The organism is Agrococcus sediminis (genome assembly GCF_007923295.1).
GTDB classification, from domain to species: domain Bacteria; phylum Actinomycetota; class Actinomycetes; order Actinomycetales; family Microbacteriaceae; genus Agrococcus; species Agrococcus sediminis.
Map to the genome: position 1 here is coordinate 337,061 of NZ_VOIR01000013.1, position 17,585 is coordinate 354,645.

Below are 17,585 nucleotides of genomic sequence, written 5' to 3' on the forward strand. Positions count from 1 at the left end.
ACCTCCCGGGTCCCCGAGGGAGGGGTCGCTCAGGCCTCGCCGAAGGCGGCCGTGAGGTGCCGGAGCGCGCACTCGCGGCCGAGCTCGAGGTAGCGCGCATCGCCGTCGGCGTCGTGCAGGAACGCGTACGTCACGAGCGCGTCGAGCCCGCCGATCGCCTTCTCCAGGTCGATGCGGCCGGCGTCGTCGAGCTCGATCCCCCAGCGCTCCCGCACGTGGGCCTCGACGACCGCCGCGAACTGCGGCGCGACCGGCTCGCGGTGCTGCGGACCGAGGTCGAGCCCCTCGCCCGCGCGCAGCGAGCGGAACGACGGCAGCTCGCGGAAGATCTCGATCATCGTGTCGAACAGCGCCTCCGCGGCCTCCTGCCAGGTCTCGTGCGGCATCGCCAGCACCCGCCCGACGGCGTGCCGCATCCGCTCGTGGTTGCGCTCCGCGAGCGCGACGAGCACCGCGACGCGGTCGGGGAAGTAGCGGTAGACGGTGCCGATCGACGCGCCGGCGCGCTCGGCGACCAGCGCGGTCGTCAGGTGCTCGATGCCGTGCTCGACGACGACCGCCGCCGCGGCGTCGAGCAGCGCCTCGACGCGCTGCGCCGCCCGGGCCTGCACCGGCTCGTGGCGGACGGTGACCGACGGGACTGACGGCCCGTCGTCGCTGCGATCGTTCATGGGCACATCATCTCGCATGGCGGCGCCGCGAGGTGAGACCCTTTCATCCATGTGCGGCCGCTACGTCCTCGCCACCCCCACGCCCGACCTCGTGGCGCTCTTCGAGATCGACGAGGCGGGCGCCGACCTGCCCGAGCCGAGCTGGAACATCCCGCCGACCACGCAGGTGCCGATCGTCGTCGAGCCTCGGCCGCGCGACGACGCGCCGCCCGCGCGACGGCTCGAGTCGGCCCGCTGGGGGCTCGTGCCCGCGTGGGCCGACGACGTCTCCGTCGGCCAGCGCGCCTTCAACGCCCGCAGCGAGACCGCGGCCTCGAAGCCGATGTTCCGGGATGCGGTGCGCGAGCGGCGCGCGCTGGTGCCGGCCGACGGGTGGTACGAGTGGCGGCGCGCCGGAGACGAGAAGACGCCGTTCTACATCCACGGCGACGCGCCCATCGCGTTCGCCGGCCTGTACGCGTGGTGGAAGCAGCCCGACGGCACGTGGCTCCTCTCGACCAGCATCCTCACCGCGGCTTCGGCCGGGCAGCTCGCCGGCATCCACGAGCGCATGCCGCTCGTGGTCTCGCCCGAGCTGCGCGACGCGTGGCTCGACCCGACCGAGGACGGCGAGGCCGCCCTCGAGGCGGTCGTCGCCGAGGCGCCGGACGTCGTCGCCTCGCTCGCGCTGCACCCGGTCGACCGACGGGTGGGCAGCGTGCGCGAGCAGGGGCCTGACCTCATCGCGCCCGCGCCCACCGAGTAGGGTCGAGTCGCATCCACGGCTCGGGAGGTCACGCATGGAGGAGCTCGATCCGCTCGCGCGCATCCCTGAGCCGATCAAGCACACCGCGGCGCGCGTCGAGGACTGGCTGCACGAGCAGCGCGAGGCCATCGCGCTGCGCGCCGGCCGGCTGCCCGCGATCGTCGCCTACCCCGGGTACGGCGGCGACGGCTGGGTGCGCGTGCTCGCGCGCGTGCTGCTCGTGGAGCCCGGCGGCGAGCGCGGCGCGCAGTACGAGGACGTGCGCGGCTGGCGCTCGTTCACGTCGCTCTCCCTGAACGACGTCGACGTCACGATCGAGGGCGGGGGCGTGCGGCACGTGGTGACCGCCGACCGCGGCGGCGTGCTCGACGCCATCGTGCCCATCCGCCTCGATCCCGGCTGGCAGGAGGTGACGGTGTCGGTGCCCGGCTCTGCGCCCGTCGTCGCGCCGGTCTTCGTCGTCGATCCCGCCACGCGCTTCGGCATCGTCAGCGACATCGACGACACGGTGATGGTGACGTCGCTCCCCCGGCCGCTGCTCGCCGCCTGGAACGCCTTCGTGCTCGACGAGCACGGGCGCACGCCGGTCCCCGGGATGGCGGTGCTCTACGAGCGCATCGCGCAGCAGCATCCCGGCAGCCCGTTCATCTACCTCTCGACCGGCGCCTGGAACGCGGCGCCCGCGCTCACGCGCTTCCTCTCGCGCAACCTCTACCCCGCGGGCAGCCTGCTGCTGACCGACTGGGGGCCCACGCACGACCGCTTCTTCCGCTCCGGCAAGGAGCACAAGCGCGCGCAGCTGCGGCGGCTCGCGCGCGAGTTCCCGCACATGCAGTGGCTGCTCGTCGGCGACGACGGCCAGCACGACGAGGAGCTCTACGGCGAGTTCGCGAACGCCCACCCGCAGAACGTGCGCGCCGTGGCGATCCGAGCCCTGTCGACGCAGGAGGCGGTGCTGGCCGGTGGCCGCAAGCACGCCGAGACGCGGTCGATGCACCCGTGGGTGTGGTCGTCGAACGGCGGCGGCCTGGCGAAGGAGCTCGGCGCCATCCCCGAGCTCGCGGTGCTGTGACGCCGTGAGGCTGCAGATCTCGGGCACCCACGACGGGCCGCGCGCCATCGCGGTCGCGGCCATCCGCGACGCCGCGGGGCGGCTGCTCGTCACGAGCGCGGGCGTCGAGGGGCGCACCTACGCCCGGCCGCCCGGCGGCGGCATCGACCTCGGCGAGCGGGCGGCGGATGCGGTGGTGCGGGAGCTGCGCGAGGAGCTCGGCCTCGAGGCGGTCGAGCCGCGGCTGCTCGGCGTGCTCGAGAGCCCCCTGCGGCTGCCGCAGGGCCTGCGCCACGAGATCGTGTTCGTCTTCGAGGTGCACGTCGATGCGGAGGCGATCCTGCCGTGCACGACCGACGCCGGCCATCCGGTGTGGTGGCTGACCGCCGAGCACCGCGCCGACCCCGACCTCACGCTCGTGCCCGAGGGGCTCGCCGAGCTGCTCGGCCTCGACTGACGCCGCGTCCGGCTAGCGGGCGAGCACCTCGCCGGCGTGCCCCGAGGCGCGCATCCACCCGCCGGCCTCGGTGATCCGCACCGGCGCTTCCCCGAGGAAGCGCATGGCCACGAGCGCCGCCGCCTGCCCGGCGGTCAGCCCGCTCGGGTCGACCGCGCGCGCCCAGACCGCGCGCTCCGCGCGGCGCCGCACCGCCTCGCCGGGCGAGCGCGGCAGCGCGGCCTCGACGTCGGCCGCCGCCTGCGCGGCGAGCGAGCGCACCGCCTCCGCATCGACGTCGCCCGCGTGCGCCCAGCCGCCCCGCGGCGGCGAGACGGCCGCCCACGCCGGGCGACGCACGGCATCCGGCACCTCGACGTCGGCGCCCTCGCGCAGCGCGTCGCGCAGCGCCGGCAGCGCCACGACGCCGTCGAACCTCGCCGGCTCGCGCATGCGCGACGCGCGCGCGACGAGGATCGTCGGGCCGGTGTCGAGCAAGCCGCTCGAGGCGGTCATGGGCGTGGTCAGCAGCGCGACGTCGCCGTCGGCCGCGAGCCGCACCGTGCCGTCGCCGAAGACGGCGGCGCGGTCGAGCAGGAGGACGAGGTCGGCGCGGGCGCGCTCGTCGAGGGAGAGGATGGCGTGCATGCGCTCCCTAGACTAGAGCGGCCCCGTCGGGCACCGTTCGAGAGGACCCGCATGACCGAGCGTATCCGCATCCTGCTGGAGACCCTGGCCCTGGCCGAGACGGGCGCCCGCACGAGCGAGGACATCTTCACCGGCACGAGCCACCCGATGCCGTTCGGCCGCGTGTTCGGCGGCCAGGTCATGGCGCAGGCCGTCGTCGCCGCGCAGCGCACGGTCGCCGAGTCGCGTCGCATCCACTCGGTGCACGGCTACTTCGTGCGGCCGGGCGACGTCGAGCTGCCGATCACGCTCGCCGTCGAGCGCATCCACGACGGCCGCTCGTTCTCGACGCGGCGCGTGCAGGCGTACCAGCAGGGCGTGCCGATCATGTCGATGATCTCCTCCTTCCAGGACGACGTCCCCGGCCCCAGCTCGCAGCACACCGCGCCGGAGGGCCTGCCGCGGCCGGAGGAGCTGCCGAGCTCGGAGGACCTCCTCGCTCCCTATGCCGGCCACCCGCAGGCGCGCGCCGTCATCGCGCGCCCCTTCGACATCCGCCACGTCGAGGGCCCCGTCTACGTGCCCGACCCCACGCGGCCGCGGCACGGCAAGCAGCACGTCTGGATCAAGGCGAAGGACCGCCTGCCCGACGACGACGCGCTGCACCGCGCGGCGCTCGCCTACCTCTCCGACTACGCGATCCTCGAGCCCATCGTGCGCATGCACGGCGCCGCCTGGGCGACGCCCGGGCTCAAGGCCGCGAGCCTCGACCACGCCGTCTGGTGGCACCGGCCGGCGCGGGTCGACGAGTGGCTGCTGCTCGAGCTCGAGACGAGCTCCTCCGGCGGCGGTCGCGGCCTCGCGAACGGCTTCGTCTACACGGCCGACGGCACCCACGTCGCGACGATCGCGCAGGAGGGCATGGTGCGCGTGCCCGAGCAGCCGGGCGACCCCGCATGAGGGTCGAGCCGATCGCCCCCGCCGAGGCCATGCGCACCCTGCGCGACGCGCTGCCGCTGCGCACCGAGCGCCTCGTGCTGCGCACGCTCCGGCCCGACGACCTCGACGCCGTGCGCGCCTACCGCAACGCCCCCGGGCAGCGGCGCTGGACCTACAACCGCGACCAGACCGAGGCCGAGCTCATGGCCTGGACGGCCGGCGGCGCCCCCGTCTACCTGCGCGACGGCGACGCCGCGCAGCTGGGCATCGAGCTCGACGGCCGGCTCGTCGGCGACCTCATGCTGCGCATCACGAGCCTCGCCGGCCGGCAGTTCGAGCTCGGCTGGATGATCGCCGCCGACGCGCAGCGCAAGGGCATCGCGACCGAGGCCGCGCGGGCGGCGCTGCAGCTCGCGTGGGCGATGGGCGCGCACCGCGTGATCGCCGACCTCGACGAGGAGAACGTCGCCTCGCGGATCGTGGCCGAGCGGCTCGGCATGGCGGTCGAGGCGCGGCTGGTCGAGAACGAGGTCAACCCGGCCACCGGCGAGCTCGGCACCGCGCTCATCCTCGCCGTCCGGCGCGACGCGGCATAGCGACGGCGCCCCGTCCGGAGGCGGGGCGCCGTGCGCTCAGGGCTCGTACTCGGGGCTAGTTCTCGGGGAAGCCGAGGTTCAGGCCGCCGTGGCTCGGGTCGAGCCAGCGGCTCGTGACGACCTTCTCGCGCGTGTAGAACTCGAACGCGTGCTTGCCGTAGGCCTTGCCCTGGCCGAAGATCGAGCGCTTCCAGCCGCCGAACGAGTGGTAGCCGACGGGCACCGGGATCGGCACGTTGATGCCGACCATGCCCACCTGCACCTCGTTCTGGAACCGGCGCGCGGCGCCGCCGTCGTTCGTGAAGATGGCGGTGCCGTTGCCGTAGGGGTTGCTGTTGATGAGCTCGAGGCCCTCCTCGTAGGAGGCGACGCGCACGACCGAGAGCACCGGCCCGAAGATCTCCTCCTTGTAGGCGGCGGAGTCGGTCGGCACGTTATCGATGAGCGTGGGCTTCAGCCAGAAGCCGTTCGGGTCGCCGTCGACCTCGGGGTCGCGGCCGTCGACGACCAGGTCGGCGCCGTCGTCGGCGGCGGTCTGGATGTAGCCGGCCACCTTGTCGCGGTGCGCGCCGGTGATGAGCGGGCCCATGTCGTTGTCGCGCGTGCCGTCGCCCGTGCGGATCGCCGCCATCTTCTCCTTGATCTTGGCGGTGAGCTCGTCGGCGATCGAGTCGACCGCGACGACGACCGAGATCGCCATGCAGCGCTCGCCCGCCGAGCCGAAGCCCGCGTTCACGGCCGCGTCGGCGGTGATGTCGAGGTCGGCGTCGGGCAGCACGAGCATGTGGTTCTTCGCGCCGCCGAGCGCCTGCACGCGCTTGCCGTGCTTCGAGCCCGTCTCGTACACGTACTCGGCGATGGGCGTCGACCCGACGAACGAGATCGCCTGCACGTCGGGGTGCGTCAGCAGCGTGTCGACGGCCTCCTTGTCGCCGTGCACGACCGTGAGCACGCCGTCGGGCAGGCCCGCCTCCTGGAAGAGCTCGGCGATGAAGACCGCCGCCGACGGGTCCTTCTCGCTCGGCTTGATGACGACGCAGTTGCCCGCGGCGAGCGCGACCGGCGCGAACCACAGCGGGATCATCGCCGGGAAGTTGAACGGGCTGATGATCCCGACCACGCCGAGCGGCTGCCGCAGCGAGTAGACGTCGACGCCTGTCGACGCGTTCTCCGAGTACTCGCCCTTCGTGAGCAGCGGGAACGCGGTGGCGAGCTCGGCGACCTCGATGCCGCGCGCGATCTCGCCGAGCGCGTCCGAGTGCACCTTGCCGTGCTCGCGCGTGACGATCGTCGCGAGCTCGTCGCGGCGCTGCACGATGAGCTCGCGGAAGCGGAACATGATCGACTGCCGCTTCGCGATCGACAGGTCGCGCCAGGCGGGGAACGCCGCCTTCGCGGTGGCGATCGCCTCCGAGACCTCGTCGGCGCTCGCGAGGCCGACCTCCGACACGGCGACGCCGATCGCGGGGTTGAACACGGGCGCCGTGCGGCCGTGGCCCTCGCGGCGCCGGCCGGCGATCCAGTGCGGGATGCGGGTGGGGGCGGTGGACTGCTCGGTGGTCTCGACAGCGGTGTCGGTCATGGTGGGAGCTCCTCCAGAAGGGTGGCCTCGTTGCGCTGCCAGCCTACCGGCGGGCCTCAGCCCCGGCGGAACTCGACCGGCGCCTCCACGTAGGGCGCCCAGGCCTCCCGCTCCGCGTCGCTCAGCCGGCGCGGCCGGCCCGTCGACGCATCCAGCATCACCACGGTCGTCGCCGCCCGCGCGTACACCTCGGAGCGATCGGGCGAGAGCACCTCGTAGCAGACCTGCATGCTCGCGCCGCCGAGCTGCCCGACCCAGATGTCGACGACGATCGGCTCGCGGTGGTGCGGGATCTGCCCGAGGTACTCGGCCTCCTGCCGCGCGATGACGGTCACGCTCGTCGCGCCGGGCCCGGCATCGATGATCGCGGTGGTGGGCGAGCCCTCCGGCCCGCCCGCCCAGAACGCCGAGACGCGGGCCTCCTCGAGCAGGGTCAGGAGCGCCGCGTTGTTGACGTGCCCGTACGCGTCGAGATCGGACCAGCGCACGCGCACCGGCACCGCGAGGCGCATCAGTCCCTCGTGAGCTTGCGGTACGCCGAGCGGTGCGGCTTCGCCGCCTCCGGGCCGAGCCGCTCGATCTTGTTCTGCTCGTAGGCCTCGAAGTTGCCCTCGAACCAGTACCACTCGGCCGGGTGCTCGTCGGTGCCCTCGTAGGCGAGGATGTGCGTGGCGATGCGGTCGAGGAACCACCGGTCGTGGGTGATCACGACGGCGCAGCCGGGGAACTCGAGCAGCGCGTTCTCGAGGCTCGAGAGCGTGTCGATGTCGAGGTCGTTCGTGGGCTCGTCGAGCAGCAGCAGGTTGCCGCCCTGCTTGAGCGTGAGCGCGAGGTTGAGGCGGTTGCGCTCACCGCCCGAGAGGACGCCGGCCTTCTTCTGCTGGTCCGGGCCCTTGAAGCCGAACTTGCTGACGTACGCGCGCGACGGGATCTCGACGTTGCCGACCTGGATGTAGTCGAGCCCGTCGGACACGACCTCCCACAGGTTCTTGTTGGGGTCGATGTTGGAGCGGCCCTGGTCGACGTAGCTGAGCTTGACCGTCTCGCCGATCTTCAGGTCGCCGCCGTCGAGCGGCTCGAGGCCCACGATGGTCTTGAAGAGGGTGGTCTTGCCGACGCCGTTCGGGCCGATGACGCCGACGATGCCGTTGCGCGGCAGCGTGAACGAGAGGCCGTCGATGAGCTGGCGGTCGTCGAAGCCCTTCTCGAGGTCGTTCGCCTCGAGCACGATCGAGCCGAGGCGCGGGCCCGGCGGGATCTGGATCTCCTCGAACTCGAGCTTCTTGGTGCGCTCGGCCTCGGTCGCCATCTCCTCGTAGCGGGCGAGGCGGGCCTTCGACTTCGCCTGGCGGCCCTTCTGGTTGCTGCGCACCCAGTCGAGCTCCTCGGAGAGGCGCTTCGCGAGCTTGGCGTCCTTCTTGCCCTGCACCTGCAGTCGCTCGGCCTTCTTCTCGAGGTAGGTCGAGTAGTTGCCCTCGTACGGGTAGAGGCGGCCGCGGTCGACCTCGCAGATCCAGCCCGCGACGTGGTCGAGGAAGTACCGGTCGTGGGTGACGGCCATGACCGCGCCGGGATACTTGGCAAGGTGCTGCTCGAGCCACAGCACGCTCTCGGCGTCGAGGTGGTTGGTGGGCTCGTCGAGCAGCAGCAGGTCGGGCTTCTCGAGCAGCAGCTTGCACAGCGCCACGCGGCGCTTCTCGCCGCCGGAGAGGGTGGTGACCGGCCAGTCGCCGGGCGGGCAGCGCAGCGCGTCCATCGCCTGCTCGAGCTGGGAGTCGAGGTCCCACGCGTCGGCCGCGTCGATCTGCTCCTGCAGCGTGCCCATCTCGGTCATGAGCGCGTCGAAGTCGGCGTCGGGGTTCGCCATCTCGGCCGAGATCTCGTTGAAGCGCGCGATCTTCGCCATCATCGGGCCGAAGGCCTCCTGCACGTTCTCGAGCACGGTCTTCGACTCGTCGAGCTCGGGCTCCTGCATGAGGATGCCGACCGAGTAGCCGGGCGAGAGCTTTGCCTCGCCGTTCGAGGGCGTGTCGAGGCCGGCGATGATCTTGAGGATCGTCGACTTGCCCGCGCCGTTGGGGCCGACTACGCCGATCTTCGCGCCGGGGATCACCGCAGTCGTGACGTCGTCGAGGATCACCTTGTCGCCCACCGTCTTGCGGGCGCGCACGAGGGAGTAGATGTATTCGGCCATGCCCTCAGTCTACGGTGACGATCTCCCCCACCAGGCACCGGCCGCTGCCGAGCGCGCTCGCCCGGACGGCGGTCGCCTCGCCCTCGCCGACGCTGCCGACGAGGCATCCGTCGCCGTCCCTCACCGCGATCTGCACGAACGTGACGGGCGCCCCGAGGGAGTCGACCTCGCGGGTGCGCTCGATCGCCGACCGCTCGAAGCCAGCGGCCTGGACCGCCGCCACGAGCGCGTCGGGGGCGCTCGGCGACTGCCCCTCGAGCGCCGAGCGGAAGACGGCGAGCGCCTCGTCGCCCTCGTCCGAGGGGGCGGGAGCGTCCGCAGGGCCGCCGGCCTCGTCGGCCGGCGATGCTGCGGGGACCGGCTCAGCCGGCCCCGGCGACGACGCGCAGCCGGCGAGGACGAGCGAGGCGAGCAGCACGACTGCCGCGAGCTGGCGCACGCGCCCTCCTCCACCTGCCGGACCGGAACGGCCCCAGCCTAGGGCTCAGAAGGGCGGATCGGCGTCGGCTCCGGGCGCGTGCCACTGCTCGGCGCCGGCACCGATCAGCGCCGGCTCAGGCGCCTGCGCCTCGCGGTCGGCGGGTGCCGGATTGCGGTGGTCGGCGTCGGCCTGCGGCTGCCGGCGCTCGCGCGACACCGGGCCGACGCGCAGCGAGTGCCCGACGTGCTCGGCGCGGATCTTGACGCTCGTGCCGCGCTTGTCGCCCGACTCCCACTGGTCGACCTTGAGCTTGCCGAGCACGACGACGAGGTCGCCCTTGCGCAGCGACGATCCGACGTGCTCGGCGAAGCCGCCCCACGCCTCGACGGAGAACCAGTTGGTGTGGGCGTCGACCCACTGCTCGTCCTCCTTGCGGCGACTCGTGCTCGCGAGGCGGAACTCGGCCACGCGGTCGCCGTTGACGGTCTTCACGATCGGGTCGCCTCCGAGGGACCCGACGACGGTGATTGCATCGTTCATGCCGCGAGGATGCACCGCGGTGGTCGCCGCGCGGGCGCGGCCGGGCCCGAGCTGTGGAGAACCCCGATCAGCCGCGCAGGTACTCGGCGAAGCCGGCGCGGATCTTGTTGACCTTCGGCACCGCGACGGCGAGGCAGTAGCCCTGCGTCGGGTTCTTGGCGAAGAAGTCCTGGTGGTACTCCTCGGCGTCGAAGAACTCGCCGAGCGGCTCGAGCGTCGTGACGATCTCGCCCGGCCACCACTCGCCGGCGCGCGCGATCGCGGCCTCGAAGGCCTCGCGCTCGGCGTCGTCGCGGTAGAACATCGCCGATCGGTACTGCGTGCCGACGTCGTTGCCCTGCCGGTTGAGCTGCCGCGGGTCGTGCATCGTGAAGAACATGTCGAGCACGACCTCGGTCGGCAACCGCTCCTCGTCGTAGACGACCTTGACGGCCTCGGCGTGCCCGGTGGTGCCGGTGCACACGAGGTCGTAGCTCGGGTGGGCGACGGAGCCGCCGGTGTAGCCGGAGACGACCTCCTCCACGCCCTCGACGACGCGGTACGCCGCGTCGAGGCACCAGAAGCAGCCACCGGCAAGCACGATCTCACGCATGGGACGAGCCTAGAGGGCGAGCCTGTGCGCACCCCATGCCCGCGGACGCCCCGCGGCATGTGGGTGGCCGCTCGTAGCGTCGGTGGTGCGGAAGGAGTCGCGATGGCCATCATGAGCAGCACCCAGCGGGGCACGGCCCCTCGAGCGGCGCACGTCGCCACGCGCCGCGTGCGCGACGACCTCTGGCGCGTGGTGAGCGCATCCGGCCTCGCCCTCGGCTACATCGCGCGCGTCGAGGGCCCGGGCGGCCCCGCGTTCGAGTCGCGTCGCCTGCTGCCGGGCGGCACCACGCTGCTGCCGATCGGCCGCGGCTGGTCGCTCGACGACGCGCTCGCCTGCTTCACCGGCCCCTGAGACCGGCCGCCGCGATGCGAGGAGCGGGGCCGGGGCATGCGCCCCGACCCCGCTCCACAGGTGTGCTGCCGCCGGCTCAGGCCGCGACGGGAGCCTGCTGGATCGCCGAGATCTCGATCTCGATGTCGACGTCGTCCGACAGCATGACGCCGCCGGTCTCGATGGCGACGTTCCAGCTGATGCCGAAGTCGCTGCGCTTGATGCGCGTGCGGGCCGAGGCGCCGGCGCGGGTGTTGCCCCACGTGTCGGGGCCGATGCCGCCGAACTCGAGCAGCAGCGAGACGGGCTTCGTCACGCCGCGCAGCGTCAGGTCGCCGTCGACGTAGAGGTCGTCGCCGTCGACGCGCGCGCCAGTGGAGACGAAGGTCCACTCGGGGTGCTCCTCGATCGCGAAGAAGTCGTTCGAGCGCAGGTGCTGGTCGCGGTCGGCGTTCTTGGTGTTGATCGTCGACGGGTCGACGGTCGCCGTGATCGACGACTCCTCGGGCTGCTCGGCGAGCACGATGGTGCCCTCGAGGCCCTCGATCTCTCCGCGGACCTTCGCCACCATCATGTGGCGCACGGAGAAGGTGACGTTCGAGTGCGAGCCGTCGATGACGTAGGTGCCGGGCTGGTAGCCGGGGATGTTCTGCAGCATGGGAGCCTTTCGGTGAGTCGGAAGTCCTTCAGAATCGAACCAACCGGCGGCGACGCGATCGCATTCCCGATCGATCCGAGGATCCTCCGCAGCTCACTCGCCGTGCAGGAGGTCCTTGCCCTCGCGGCGGTTGCGCAGCACGCGCGCGGTCACCCACCACGCGATCACGATGAGCACGACCGCGACGACCACCCACTGGAGCGTGTCCATGTAGGGCTCGATCACGTGGTAGTTCCGGCCGAGCGAGAAGCCGACCATGATGAAGATCGTGTTCCAGATGGCCGAGCCGACGAGCGTCAGGCCGAGGAACAGCGGCAGCGGCATGCGCTCGATGCCCGCCGGGATCGAGATGAGGCTGCGGAAGATCGGCAGGAACCGCCCGAAGAGCACCGTCTTCCAGCCGTGCCGCGCGAACCACGCGGTCGTCTTGTCGATGTCGCTCGCCCGCACGAGCGGCACGCGGCTCGCGATCCTCGCCAGCCGCTCGTGGCCGAGCCACCTGCCCAGCAGGTAGAGCGCGAGCGCGCCGACGACGGACCCGATGGTGGTCCAGATGATGGCCTCGGCGAGCGTGAAGCCGCCCTGCGCCGCGGTGAAGCCCGCGAGCGGCAGGATCACCTCGCTGGGGATCGGCGGGAACAGGTTCTCGGCGGCGATCGCGATCGCCGCACCGGGAGCGCCGACCGTCTCCATCAGGCTGACGGCCCAGCCGGCGACGCCGGTGAGGTCGTCTGCGGGTTGAGTCTGGGTGAGGACGTCGATCACCTCGACAGCCTACGGTCGCCGGTCTGGGCGAGGCCTGAGGTAGGCGTCGTGCCAAGACGAGCCCCTCCGCTCGATCGTGACGATGGCATGGCAGTTCCGGCACCGCACGTCGCACTTCTCGATCTCCGCTCGGATCAGCTCCAGCGCACGCTCACGTCGGACCATGGTTCCGACACTGGCGATCTTCGTCCCGCGCACGTGGTCGAACTCGAGCAGCCTGATGTCCGCGATGCCGCAGTCGACGCACCCCTCCGAGAACCGAGCCATGATCACGTCGAGGGCTTGCCGGCGGCGAGCCCGGCTCGTGCGACGCACGTTGGCCTTGTGCCGGACCGCATCGTCGCGATAGTGGGCCTTCTGGCAGGCACGGCAATAAGAGTGCAAGCCGTCCTTGTTCCGCGGGCTGCGATTGAACTCGACGACCGATCTCTCGGTCAGGCACCGCGCACAGCGCTTCATGGCCGCACGGTAGGCCGCGCCACTGACAGCCTCCCGGCGGAGGTGCGACGGCGATGCGCACCGGATGAGCCCTCACCTGCCGTGCAGCAATGCGTCTGTCACGGGCGCTGCGCCCCCGGCGGGAGTCGAACCCGCGACAAAAGGATTAGAAGGCCTCTGCTCTATCCGCTGAGCTACGGGGGCCCGCCCAATCTACCGGCCCGCGGGCCATGGCCCACGGCTGCGCCGAGTCAGCCCCGTGGCATGCCAGGCTGGGCTCATGACCGGCGCACTCCTGTTCGACATGGACGGCACGCTCATCGACTCGGAGCCCATGTGGCACGACGAGATGCGCCGATTCGCGCGGGCGCACCGTATCGAGTGGACGACCGAGGACTGCCACTGGACCACGGGGCGGCCGATGGTCGAGTGGGGCGAGCGGATGCGCGAGCGCGGCGTCGACATGGACCGAGCGGCGATCGTCGCCGAGATCGCCGGCGCCGTCGCGGCGGGCGTCCGGGAGGACGTGCCGTGGCTGCCGGGCAGCCTCGCGCTGCTCGAGCGCGTCGCCGAGCGCGGCATCCCCGCGGCGCTCATCACCAACGCGTCGGGCGAGAACGCCCGCGCGCTGCTCGAGGCGGCCCCGGTGGGCGCGCTGCGGTTCGCGGTCTCGGCCGACGACGTGGAGCGGTCGAAGCCCGACCCCGAGCCCTACGCGCTCGCCGTCCGCCGGCTCGGCGCCGACGCATCCGCCTCGATCGCGTTCGAGGACTCGGGCAGCGGCGCGCGCTCGGCGGCGGCGGCCGGCGCCCGCCTGTGGTTCCTCACGACGCAGCTGCCCCAGTCGCCGGTGCCCGCGGAGCGCACGATCGGCACCCTCGCCGACGTCGACGCCGACGAGCTCTTCGCCGCGCTCGGCTGAGCGCCGCGGCGCATACCATACGGCTATGGCTGCGAGTGACCGGATCGTCTGGATCGACTGCGAGATGACGGGGCTCGACCCGAGCGTCGACGAGCTGGTGGAGATCGCGGTCGTCGTGACCGACTTCGAGCTCGAGGTGCTCGACCCGGGCCTGCAGATCGTGATCAAGCCCTCCGACGCGGCGCTCGAGCAGATGGGCGACTTCGTGCGGCAGATGCACGCGACGAGCGGCCTCGACGCCGAGATCCCGCACGGCATGCCGCTCGCCGAGGCCGAGCTCGAGGTGCTCGCCTACGTGCAGCGCTTCGTGCCGCTCGAGCGCACCGCGCCGCTCGGCGGCAACACGATCGGCACCGACCGCATGTTCCTCGCGCGCTACATGCCCGTGCTCGACGGCTTCCTGCACTACCGCTCGATCGACGTCTCGAGCATCAAGGAGCTCTCGCGGCGCTGGTTCCCGCGCGCCTACTTCCAGGCGCCCGAGAAGGCCGGCGGCCACCGCGCGCTCGCCGACATCCTCGAGTCGATCCGCGAGCTGCGCTACTACCGGCGCGCAGTGTTCACGGATGCGCCCGGCCGCGCGAGCGACGAGCTCCAGGCGATCGCGCGCGACGTCTCCGACGGGTTCGGGGCGCACCTGCCCGGGTGAGCCGCCGATGCGGCGATCCGGCCCCGGATGTCGTATGCTGTCCTGGTTGCGTTCTGAGCGCACATGGTGGGTATAGCTCAGTTGGTAGAGCGCCGCCTTGTGGTGGCGGATGTCGCGGGTTCAAGTCCCGTTACTCACCCACAACCGGGTCAGGTGTGAACTTTCGACCAAGGGACCAGCCTTGGAGGAAGTTCGCACCTGGCCCTCTTTCTTTGCCTCGGCGGCCCAGGTGAGAGCGTCGGCCTGCAAGTCGGCGTCGCTCAGTCCGTCGTATGGAGTCCGATAGCCGACGCGCACGTCGTTGTCCTCGTCGACGTAGATCGCCTTGAACAGCGCCTGGTTGCACAGCCGGCGGTTCGCGCGCGGATTCATCCCTGGCGAGGATGTCGCAGTCGCGACGATCGTCCGCGACACCAACGCCACCGGAACGGGAGAGGTCCGCATACCAGCAAACGCGACCCGCACTGCCCGCAGAACACTGTCCCCTTCAAGTAGTGCTCATGCACCTGGGTCGCGTCCGCCGCCGAGCGGTGAGTGCCAAGCACGGTCTGAACCTGGTCCCACACGTGTCGCTGCCTGGTGCGCCGCGCTCATCGCGAACGGTGGCCCTGGATTGCTCCATCTCGTCGTGCTGGTCTGCATCTGAAGCGCTCTCCAGATGGTCGTCATCGGCCCGGTGAGCGTCGTGCTGCTCGTGAAGGCTCGCGCCCAGGAGCGCCATGCCAGGAAGCAGGCCGAACGCGAGGTGCGCGACGAGGCAGCTCTATCTGAACTCACTCGAAGCGGTCGCTGAGGCAGACTTCGAGCGTTCAGCCGCACCTCGATCTCCACGGACGCCCTCACCGACCGCCTCAAAGCGGTCGGTGTACGCGTGCGTTCTGCCCGAACCGGCGCGGTGGTCTCGCTCGTCCAGGAACTCCCGGCGCCGGTCCTGGCGCGGCTCACCGGCCCCTCGATCGCGACGTCCTGGGCTCAAGGCGGTCGCCGTCAGCGACGGTCGCTACGCCGCCCCAACCGGCCCCTCGACGATGACGGCCGCTGGACTGTCTGCCGAGCCCAGGCAGACCTGCAGCGATCTGGTTCGCGCCTGCCGCCGAGGGCGATTCGCTCCTTGCGAGCGAAGGATGCCGACGCTCCTGGGCGCCGAGGCCGCCATGTCGATGAAGAACCGGACAGCACCGGTGCCGTTCCCAGTTCAGTCAGTACTGTATAGTTCAGCGCATGCTGACTACTGCCTCTCGTGTGGATGTGATGAATCGGTTGGGGCGAGCCATGTACGACCCAACTCGATCGCGGATACTGCTGACCCTCCTCGATGCGCCGGCTCACCCGGCGGAGCTTGCCGAAGCCCTGGGGTTGACGCGCTCGAACGTGTCGAACCATCTGGCGTGCCTGCGCGACTGCGGCATCGCGGTCGCCATACACGAGGGTCGGCAGACGCGATATGAGATCGCGGACCCGCACCTGTCGCGGGCACTGACCGCGCTGGTCGATACCACCCTCGCCGTCAACGAGGACGCACCCTGCCTCGACCCGGCCTGCTCGGTGCCCGGTCGCTGCGACGCGGGGGCGGGCGCATGATCCTCTCCTCGGTCCTGCAAGCGATCGGCCTGTTCCTCGCCACCAACATCGACGACATCATCATTCTTTCGCTGTTCTTCGCCCGAGGGGCCGGTGAGCGCGGCGCCACCGCCCGCATCCTGGTCGGCCAGTACCTCGGCTTCATTGGCATCCTCGGTGCGGCCGTGCTGGTGGCTCTAGGGGCCGGGGCGTTCCTGCCCCCGGAGGTCATCCCGTACTTCGGCCTCATCCCGCTGGGCCTGGGCGTGTGGGCCGCCTGGCAGGCTTGGCGCGGGGACGACGACGACGACGACGCGAAGGTCGAAGGCAAAAAGGTTGCCGTATGGACCGTGGCCGCGGTGACCTTCGCCAACGGCGGGGACAACATCGGCGTCTACGTCCCGGTCTTCCTCAGTGTGGGCACCGCAGCCGTGATCGCCTACTGCGTCGTGTTCCTGGTGCTGGTCGCGGTGCTCGTGGGCATGGCCAAGTTCGTTGCAACCCGCCGGCCCATCGCGGAGGCGCTGGAGCGCTGGGAGCACATCGTGTTCCCGATCGTCCTGATCGGCCTCGGCATCTTCATTCTGGTCAGCGGCGGAGCGTTCGGACTCTGACGCGACGGGGATGTGGACCGCCGTGCATGTGTGGCGGCACCGAGGTGCGGACGGTCCGTCCCGCACAGCACAATCGATACAGCGAAGGATGCACATTCATTGGATGCGAACCAGACGACGCCCGAGGCTGCGGACCCGCACGAGTCGCGGGCACTCCTGGCGGATGGCGACGTGACGCAGGCCGCCGACATGGGAGCGCCCTCCACTGCTGCCCACGCCACCGCCCCGCCACGGGACGACCGACGACGGCGTCGGGCGGCGGTGCTGGGGTTCGTTGTGGCCCTCTTAGCGGTATCAATCGATCAGCTCACCAAAGTCTGGGCAGAAGCGACGCTCACCATGGGCGAGCGGCATCCATTGCTCGCCGACCTGCTCGCTCTTCAGCTGGCCTTCAACCCCGGCGCGGCGTTCTCGCTCGGCGCGAGCGCCACACCGATCATCACCGTCGTAGCCATTGCCGGCTCCGCCGTCGCCGCTTCGCTCACCTGGAGGACGACATCGCTGCCGTGGGCAGTGGGACTCGGACTCATCCTCGGCGGCGCCTTGGGAAACGTGATCGATCGCCTGGCACGAGCACCCGGTCCCGGCCGGGGCCACGTGGTCGACTTCATCGCCTACGCCGACTGGTTCATCGGAAACGTCGCAGACGTCTTCGTTTTCGCCGGTATGGCCCTGTGCGTGATCCTGGCCTTCAACGGCAAGCGGATGCGTCCCCCGCACGCACCGCAGTCGATCGCATAGCGACACGACGTCAACCAGGCGCCGCGCCGGCGGATTCTGCTGTTGCGGTTGAAGCGCTCGACCTCGCCCTTCGTCTGCGGCCCGCACGCGCGGGGACGGCCGTGCTGCACGCCGTCTCCCCCAGCCGCCTTGCGCGTAGCGTGACGCCATAGACGGCCCGTTCGACCTGATCCCCATCGAGGCATGCCCGGACTGCGGAACGGCGCTGCAGGAGGACCGATGCCGCCGCTGCGGCTACGCCGAAGTCACTCCCCACGTCGAGCGGCCGACGAGCGGCGACGAGCTGCCGGGCGTGCACGACTGACGCCGGCTTCGGCGCCAACTCAAGCTGCGAATCACACGACTATGAGTCGTGGGGTCTGCCTGGCGGACACTGCGGCGGCCGGTCACGTCCCCTGGGGTGGTGTAGTTCTCAGCTCGAGTGTCACGTCGTGAACGTGGTGAGCCATCGTGCGATGGTCAGTGAGAACCGACTAAAGCTACTCACAGGAAGACACAACGCACGATGGCT

General features: G+C 71.3%; 24 protein-coding genes and 2 tRNA genes. 13 read left to right on the forward strand and 13 right to left on the reverse strand.

Features of this window, described 5'->3' with window-relative positions; all coding sequences use genetic code 11:
* Window positions 1-29: 29 nt before the first annotated feature.
* The gene (locus tag FQ330_RS07445; RefSeq protein WP_192575870.1) at window positions 30-671 is read right to left on the reverse strand and encodes a TetR/AcrR family transcriptional regulator; all 642 of its coding nucleotides are present in this window, start codon (window positions 669-671) and stop codon (window positions 30-32) included.
* Between the two features lie 49 nt (window positions 672-720).
* Here FQ330_RS07445 and FQ330_RS07450 point away from each other — a divergent pair, with 49 nt between their 5' ends.
* From FQ330_RS07450 to FQ330_RS07460, 3 genes are read left to right on the forward strand one after another with little or no spacing between them, the layout of a single operon-like run.
* Entirely contained in the window at window positions 721-1,416 is a 696-nt protein-coding gene (locus FQ330_RS07450) for an SOS response-associated peptidase (protein WP_146356401.1), read from the forward strand.
* Between the two features lie 34 nt (window positions 1,417-1,450).
* Entirely contained in the window at window positions 1,451-2,488 is a 1,038-nt protein-coding gene (locus FQ330_RS07455; RefSeq protein WP_128189625.1) for an App1 family protein, read from the forward strand.
* A gap of 4 nt (window positions 2,489-2,492) precedes the next feature.
* A complete protein-coding gene (locus FQ330_RS07460; protein ID WP_225792737.1) occupies window positions 2,493-2,924 on the forward strand; it encodes an NUDIX domain-containing protein in 432 nt (143 codons plus the stop codon).
* Between the two features lie 12 nt (window positions 2,925-2,936).
* On the opposite strand, the gene FQ330_RS07465 is transcribed toward FQ330_RS07460, so the two are convergent.
* Window positions 2,937-3,551, reverse strand: coding sequence for a hypothetical protein (locus FQ330_RS07465; RefSeq protein ID WP_146356403.1), 615 nt, complete (start codon window positions 3,549-3,551; stop codon window positions 2,937-2,939).
* A gap of 51 nt (window positions 3,552-3,602) precedes the next feature.
* Between FQ330_RS07465 and FQ330_RS07470 the strand changes: the two genes are divergently transcribed.
* Together FQ330_RS07470 and FQ330_RS07475 are read left to right on the forward strand one after the other, a co-directional pair.
* The gene (locus FQ330_RS07470) at window positions 3,603-4,490 is read left to right on the forward strand and encodes an acyl-CoA thioesterase (protein WP_146356405.1); all 888 of its coding nucleotides are present in this window, start codon (window positions 3,603-3,605) and stop codon (window positions 4,488-4,490) included.
* Window positions 4,487-5,065, forward strand: coding sequence for a GNAT family N-acetyltransferase (locus FQ330_RS07475; RefSeq protein WP_146356407.1), 579 nt, complete (start codon window positions 4,487-4,489; stop codon window positions 5,063-5,065). Before FQ330_RS07470 ends, FQ330_RS07475 begins: the two co-directional genes overlap by 4 nt.
* A 55-nt stretch (window positions 5,066-5,120) precedes the next feature.
* Here the strand turns inward: FQ330_RS07475 and FQ330_RS07480 are convergent, their stop codons facing one another.
* The 6 genes from FQ330_RS07480 to msrA all read right to left on the reverse strand — a co-directional run bounded on the left by FQ330_RS07480 (window position 5,121) and on the right by msrA (window position 10,394).
* On the reverse strand, window positions 5,121-6,647 hold the full coding sequence (locus FQ330_RS07480; RefSeq protein ID WP_146356410.1) for a CoA-acylating methylmalonate-semialdehyde dehydrogenase: 1,527 nt from the start codon (window positions 6,645-6,647) through the stop codon (window positions 5,121-5,123).
* A gap of 56 nt (window positions 6,648-6,703) precedes the next feature.
* A complete protein-coding gene (locus FQ330_RS07485; protein WP_128190743.1) occupies window positions 6,704-7,159 on the reverse strand; it encodes an acyl-CoA thioesterase in 456 nt (151 codons plus the stop codon).
* The gene (gene ettA / locus FQ330_RS07490; protein WP_146356412.1) at window positions 7,159-8,841 is read right to left on the reverse strand and encodes an energy-dependent translational throttle protein EttA; all 1,683 of its coding nucleotides are present in this window, start codon (window positions 8,839-8,841) and stop codon (window positions 7,159-7,161) included. Before ettA ends, FQ330_RS07485 begins: the two co-directional genes overlap by 1 nt.
* Window positions 8,842-8,845: 4 nt before the next feature.
* A complete protein-coding gene (locus tag FQ330_RS07495; protein ID WP_146356414.1) occupies window positions 8,846-9,280 on the reverse strand; it encodes a DUF6993 domain-containing protein in 435 nt (144 codons plus the stop codon).
* Between the two features lie 45 nt (window positions 9,281-9,325).
* Window positions 9,326-9,802, reverse strand: a complete 477-nt coding sequence (locus FQ330_RS07500; RefSeq protein WP_146356416.1) for a single-stranded DNA-binding protein — start codon at window positions 9,800-9,802, stop codon at window positions 9,326-9,328.
* A 67-nt stretch (window positions 9,803-9,869) separates the two neighbouring features.
* Window positions 9,870-10,394 carry a peptide-methionine (S)-S-oxide reductase MsrA gene (msrA, locus tag FQ330_RS07505; RefSeq protein WP_146356418.1) on the reverse strand — a complete coding sequence of 175 codons (525 nt, stop codon included), beginning with the start codon at window positions 10,392-10,394 and terminating at the stop codon, window positions 9,870-9,872.
* A 111-nt stretch (window positions 10,395-10,505) separates the two neighbouring features.
* On the opposite strand from msrA, the gene FQ330_RS07510 reads away from it, so the two are divergent.
* A complete protein-coding gene (locus FQ330_RS07510) occupies window positions 10,506-10,748 on the forward strand; it encodes a hypothetical protein (protein ID WP_225792738.1) in 243 nt (80 codons plus the stop codon).
* A 76-nt stretch (window positions 10,749-10,824) separates the two neighbouring features.
* On the opposite strand, the gene FQ330_RS07515 is transcribed toward FQ330_RS07510, so the two are convergent.
* From FQ330_RS07515 to FQ330_RS07530, 4 genes are all read right to left on the reverse strand, one after another.
* Window positions 10,825-11,385 carry a YceI family protein gene (locus FQ330_RS07515; protein ID WP_128190231.1) on the reverse strand — a complete coding sequence of 187 codons (561 nt, stop codon included), beginning with the start codon at window positions 11,383-11,385 and terminating at the stop codon, window positions 10,825-10,827.
* 93 nt (window positions 11,386-11,478) lie between these two features.
* Window positions 11,479-12,150, reverse strand: coding sequence for a DedA family protein (locus FQ330_RS07520; RefSeq protein WP_225792739.1), 672 nt, complete (start codon window positions 12,148-12,150; stop codon window positions 11,479-11,481).
* A gap of 9 nt (window positions 12,151-12,159) precedes the next feature.
* Window positions 12,160-12,609: a hypothetical protein gene (locus tag FQ330_RS07525; RefSeq protein WP_146356422.1), complete on the reverse strand. Its 450-nt coding sequence runs from the start codon at window positions 12,607-12,609 to the stop codon at window positions 12,160-12,162.
* Window positions 12,610-12,719: 110 nt separating this feature from the next.
* Window positions 12,720-12,792 (reverse strand) — tRNA-Arg (locus FQ330_RS07530).
* A 76-nt stretch (window positions 12,793-12,868) separates the two neighbouring features.
* Between FQ330_RS07530 and FQ330_RS07535 the strand changes: the two genes are divergently transcribed.
* The 3 genes from FQ330_RS07535 (at window position 12,869) to FQ330_RS07545 (ending at window position 14,298) form a co-directional block, all read left to right on the forward strand.
* Complete coding sequence (locus FQ330_RS07535) at window positions 12,869-13,510, forward strand: HAD family hydrolase (RefSeq protein WP_146356424.1); 642 nt, start codon at window positions 12,869-12,871, stop codon at window positions 13,508-13,510.
* Between the two features lie 25 nt (window positions 13,511-13,535).
* Window positions 13,536-14,159, forward strand: coding sequence for an oligoribonuclease (orn, locus tag FQ330_RS07540; RefSeq protein WP_128190229.1), 624 nt, complete (start codon window positions 13,536-13,538; stop codon window positions 14,157-14,159).
* A gap of 66 nt (window positions 14,160-14,225) precedes the next feature.
* Window positions 14,226-14,298: transfer RNA gene (locus FQ330_RS07545), tRNA-His, on the forward strand.
* Here FQ330_RS07545 and FQ330_RS13295 read toward each other — a convergent pair.
* The gene (locus FQ330_RS13295) at window positions 14,280-14,531 is read right to left on the reverse strand and encodes a hypothetical protein (protein ID WP_225792740.1); all 252 of its coding nucleotides are present in this window, start codon (window positions 14,529-14,531) and stop codon (window positions 14,280-14,282) included. The two genes, FQ330_RS07545 and FQ330_RS13295, sit on opposite strands and share 19 nt — an antisense overlap.
* Window positions 14,532-14,817: 286 nt before the next feature.
* Between FQ330_RS13295 and FQ330_RS13630 the strand changes: the two genes are divergently transcribed.
* The 4 genes from FQ330_RS13630 (at window position 14,818) to lspA (ending at window position 17,074) form a co-directional block, all read left to right on the forward strand.
* Window positions 14,818-14,952 carry a hypothetical protein gene (locus FQ330_RS13630; RefSeq protein ID WP_263970119.1) on the forward strand — a complete coding sequence of 45 codons (135 nt, stop codon included), beginning with the start codon at window positions 14,818-14,820 and terminating at the stop codon, window positions 14,950-14,952.
* A 428-nt stretch (window positions 14,953-15,380) separates the two neighbouring features.
* Window positions 15,381-15,740: a Cd(II)/Pb(II)-sensing metalloregulatory transcriptional regulator CmtR gene (gene cmtR, locus FQ330_RS07555; protein ID WP_128190383.1), complete on the forward strand. Its 360-nt coding sequence runs from the start codon at window positions 15,381-15,383 to the stop codon at window positions 15,738-15,740.
* Window positions 15,737-16,333 (forward strand): cadmium resistance transporter, encoded by a 597-nt coding sequence (locus FQ330_RS07560; RefSeq protein WP_128190382.1) that lies wholly within the window; start codon window positions 15,737-15,739, stop codon window positions 16,331-16,333. The genes cmtR and FQ330_RS07560 overlap by 4 nt, the downstream gene beginning before the upstream one ends.
* A gap of 99 nt (window positions 16,334-16,432) precedes the next feature.
* Window positions 16,433-17,074, forward strand: coding sequence for a signal peptidase II (gene lspA, locus FQ330_RS07565; protein ID WP_146356429.1), 642 nt, complete (start codon window positions 16,433-16,435; stop codon window positions 17,072-17,074).
* Window positions 17,075-17,585 lie beyond the last annotated feature (511 nt).

Coding starts and splice junctions, on each gene's coding strand:
- FQ330_RS07445 (WP_192575870.1), bottom strand. CDS start 671: ATGAACGATCGCAGCGACGACGGGCCGTCAGTCCCGTCGGTCACCGTC.
- FQ330_RS07450 (WP_146356401.1), top strand. CDS start 721: ATGTGCGGCCGCTACGTCCTCGCCACCCCCACGCCCGACCTCGTGGCG.
- FQ330_RS07455 (WP_128189625.1), top strand. CDS start 1,451: ATGGAGGAGCTCGATCCGCTCGCGCGCATCCCTGAGCCGATCAAGCAC.
- FQ330_RS07465 (WP_146356403.1), bottom strand. CDS start 3,551: ATGCACGCCATCCTCTCCCTCGACGAGCGCGCCCGCGCCGACCTCGTC.
- FQ330_RS07470 (WP_146356405.1), top strand. CDS start 3,603: ATGACCGAGCGTATCCGCATCCTGCTGGAGACCCTGGCCCTGGCCGAG.
- FQ330_RS07475 (WP_146356407.1), top strand. CDS start 4,487: ATGAGGGTCGAGCCGATCGCCCCCGCCGAGGCCATGCGCACCCTGCGC.
- FQ330_RS07480 (WP_146356410.1), bottom strand. CDS start 6,647: ATGACCGACACCGCTGTCGAGACCACCGAGCAGTCCACCGCCCCCACC.
- FQ330_RS07485 (WP_128190743.1), bottom strand. CDS start 7,159: ATGCGCCTCGCGGTGCCGGTGCGCGTGCGCTGGTCCGATCTCGACGCG.
- ettA (WP_146356412.1), bottom strand. CDS start 8,841: ATGGCCGAATACATCTACTCCCTCGTGCGCGCCCGCAAGACGGTGGGC.
- FQ330_RS07500 (WP_146356416.1), bottom strand. CDS start 9,802: ATGAACGATGCAATCACCGTCGTCGGGTCCCTCGGAGGCGACCCGATC.
- msrA (WP_146356418.1), bottom strand. CDS start 10,394: ATGCGTGAGATCGTGCTTGCCGGTGGCTGCTTCTGGTGCCTCGACGCG.
- FQ330_RS07510 (WP_225792738.1), top strand. CDS start 10,506: ATGAGCAGCACCCAGCGGGGCACGGCCCCTCGAGCGGCGCACGTCGCC.
- FQ330_RS07515 (WP_128190231.1), bottom strand. CDS start 11,385: ATGCTGCAGAACATCCCCGGCTACCAGCCCGGCACCTACGTCATCGAC.
- FQ330_RS07525 (WP_146356422.1), bottom strand. CDS start 12,609: ATGAAGCGCTGTGCGCGGTGCCTGACCGAGAGATCGGTCGTCGAGTTC.
- FQ330_RS07535 (WP_146356424.1), top strand. CDS start 12,869: ATGACCGGCGCACTCCTGTTCGACATGGACGGCACGCTCATCGACTCG.
- orn (WP_128190229.1), top strand. CDS start 13,536: ATGGCTGCGAGTGACCGGATCGTCTGGATCGACTGCGAGATGACGGGG.
- FQ330_RS13295 (WP_225792740.1), bottom strand. CDS start 14,531: ATGAATCCGCGCGCGAACCGCCGGCTGTGCAACCAGGCGCTGTTCAAG.
- FQ330_RS13630 (WP_263970119.1), top strand. CDS start 14,818: ATGGTCGTCATCGGCCCGGTGAGCGTCGTGCTGCTCGTGAAGGCTCGC.
- cmtR (WP_128190383.1), top strand. CDS start 15,381: ATGCTGACTACTGCCTCTCGTGTGGATGTGATGAATCGGTTGGGGCGA.
- FQ330_RS07560 (WP_128190382.1), top strand. CDS start 15,737: ATGATCCTCTCCTCGGTCCTGCAAGCGATCGGCCTGTTCCTCGCCACC.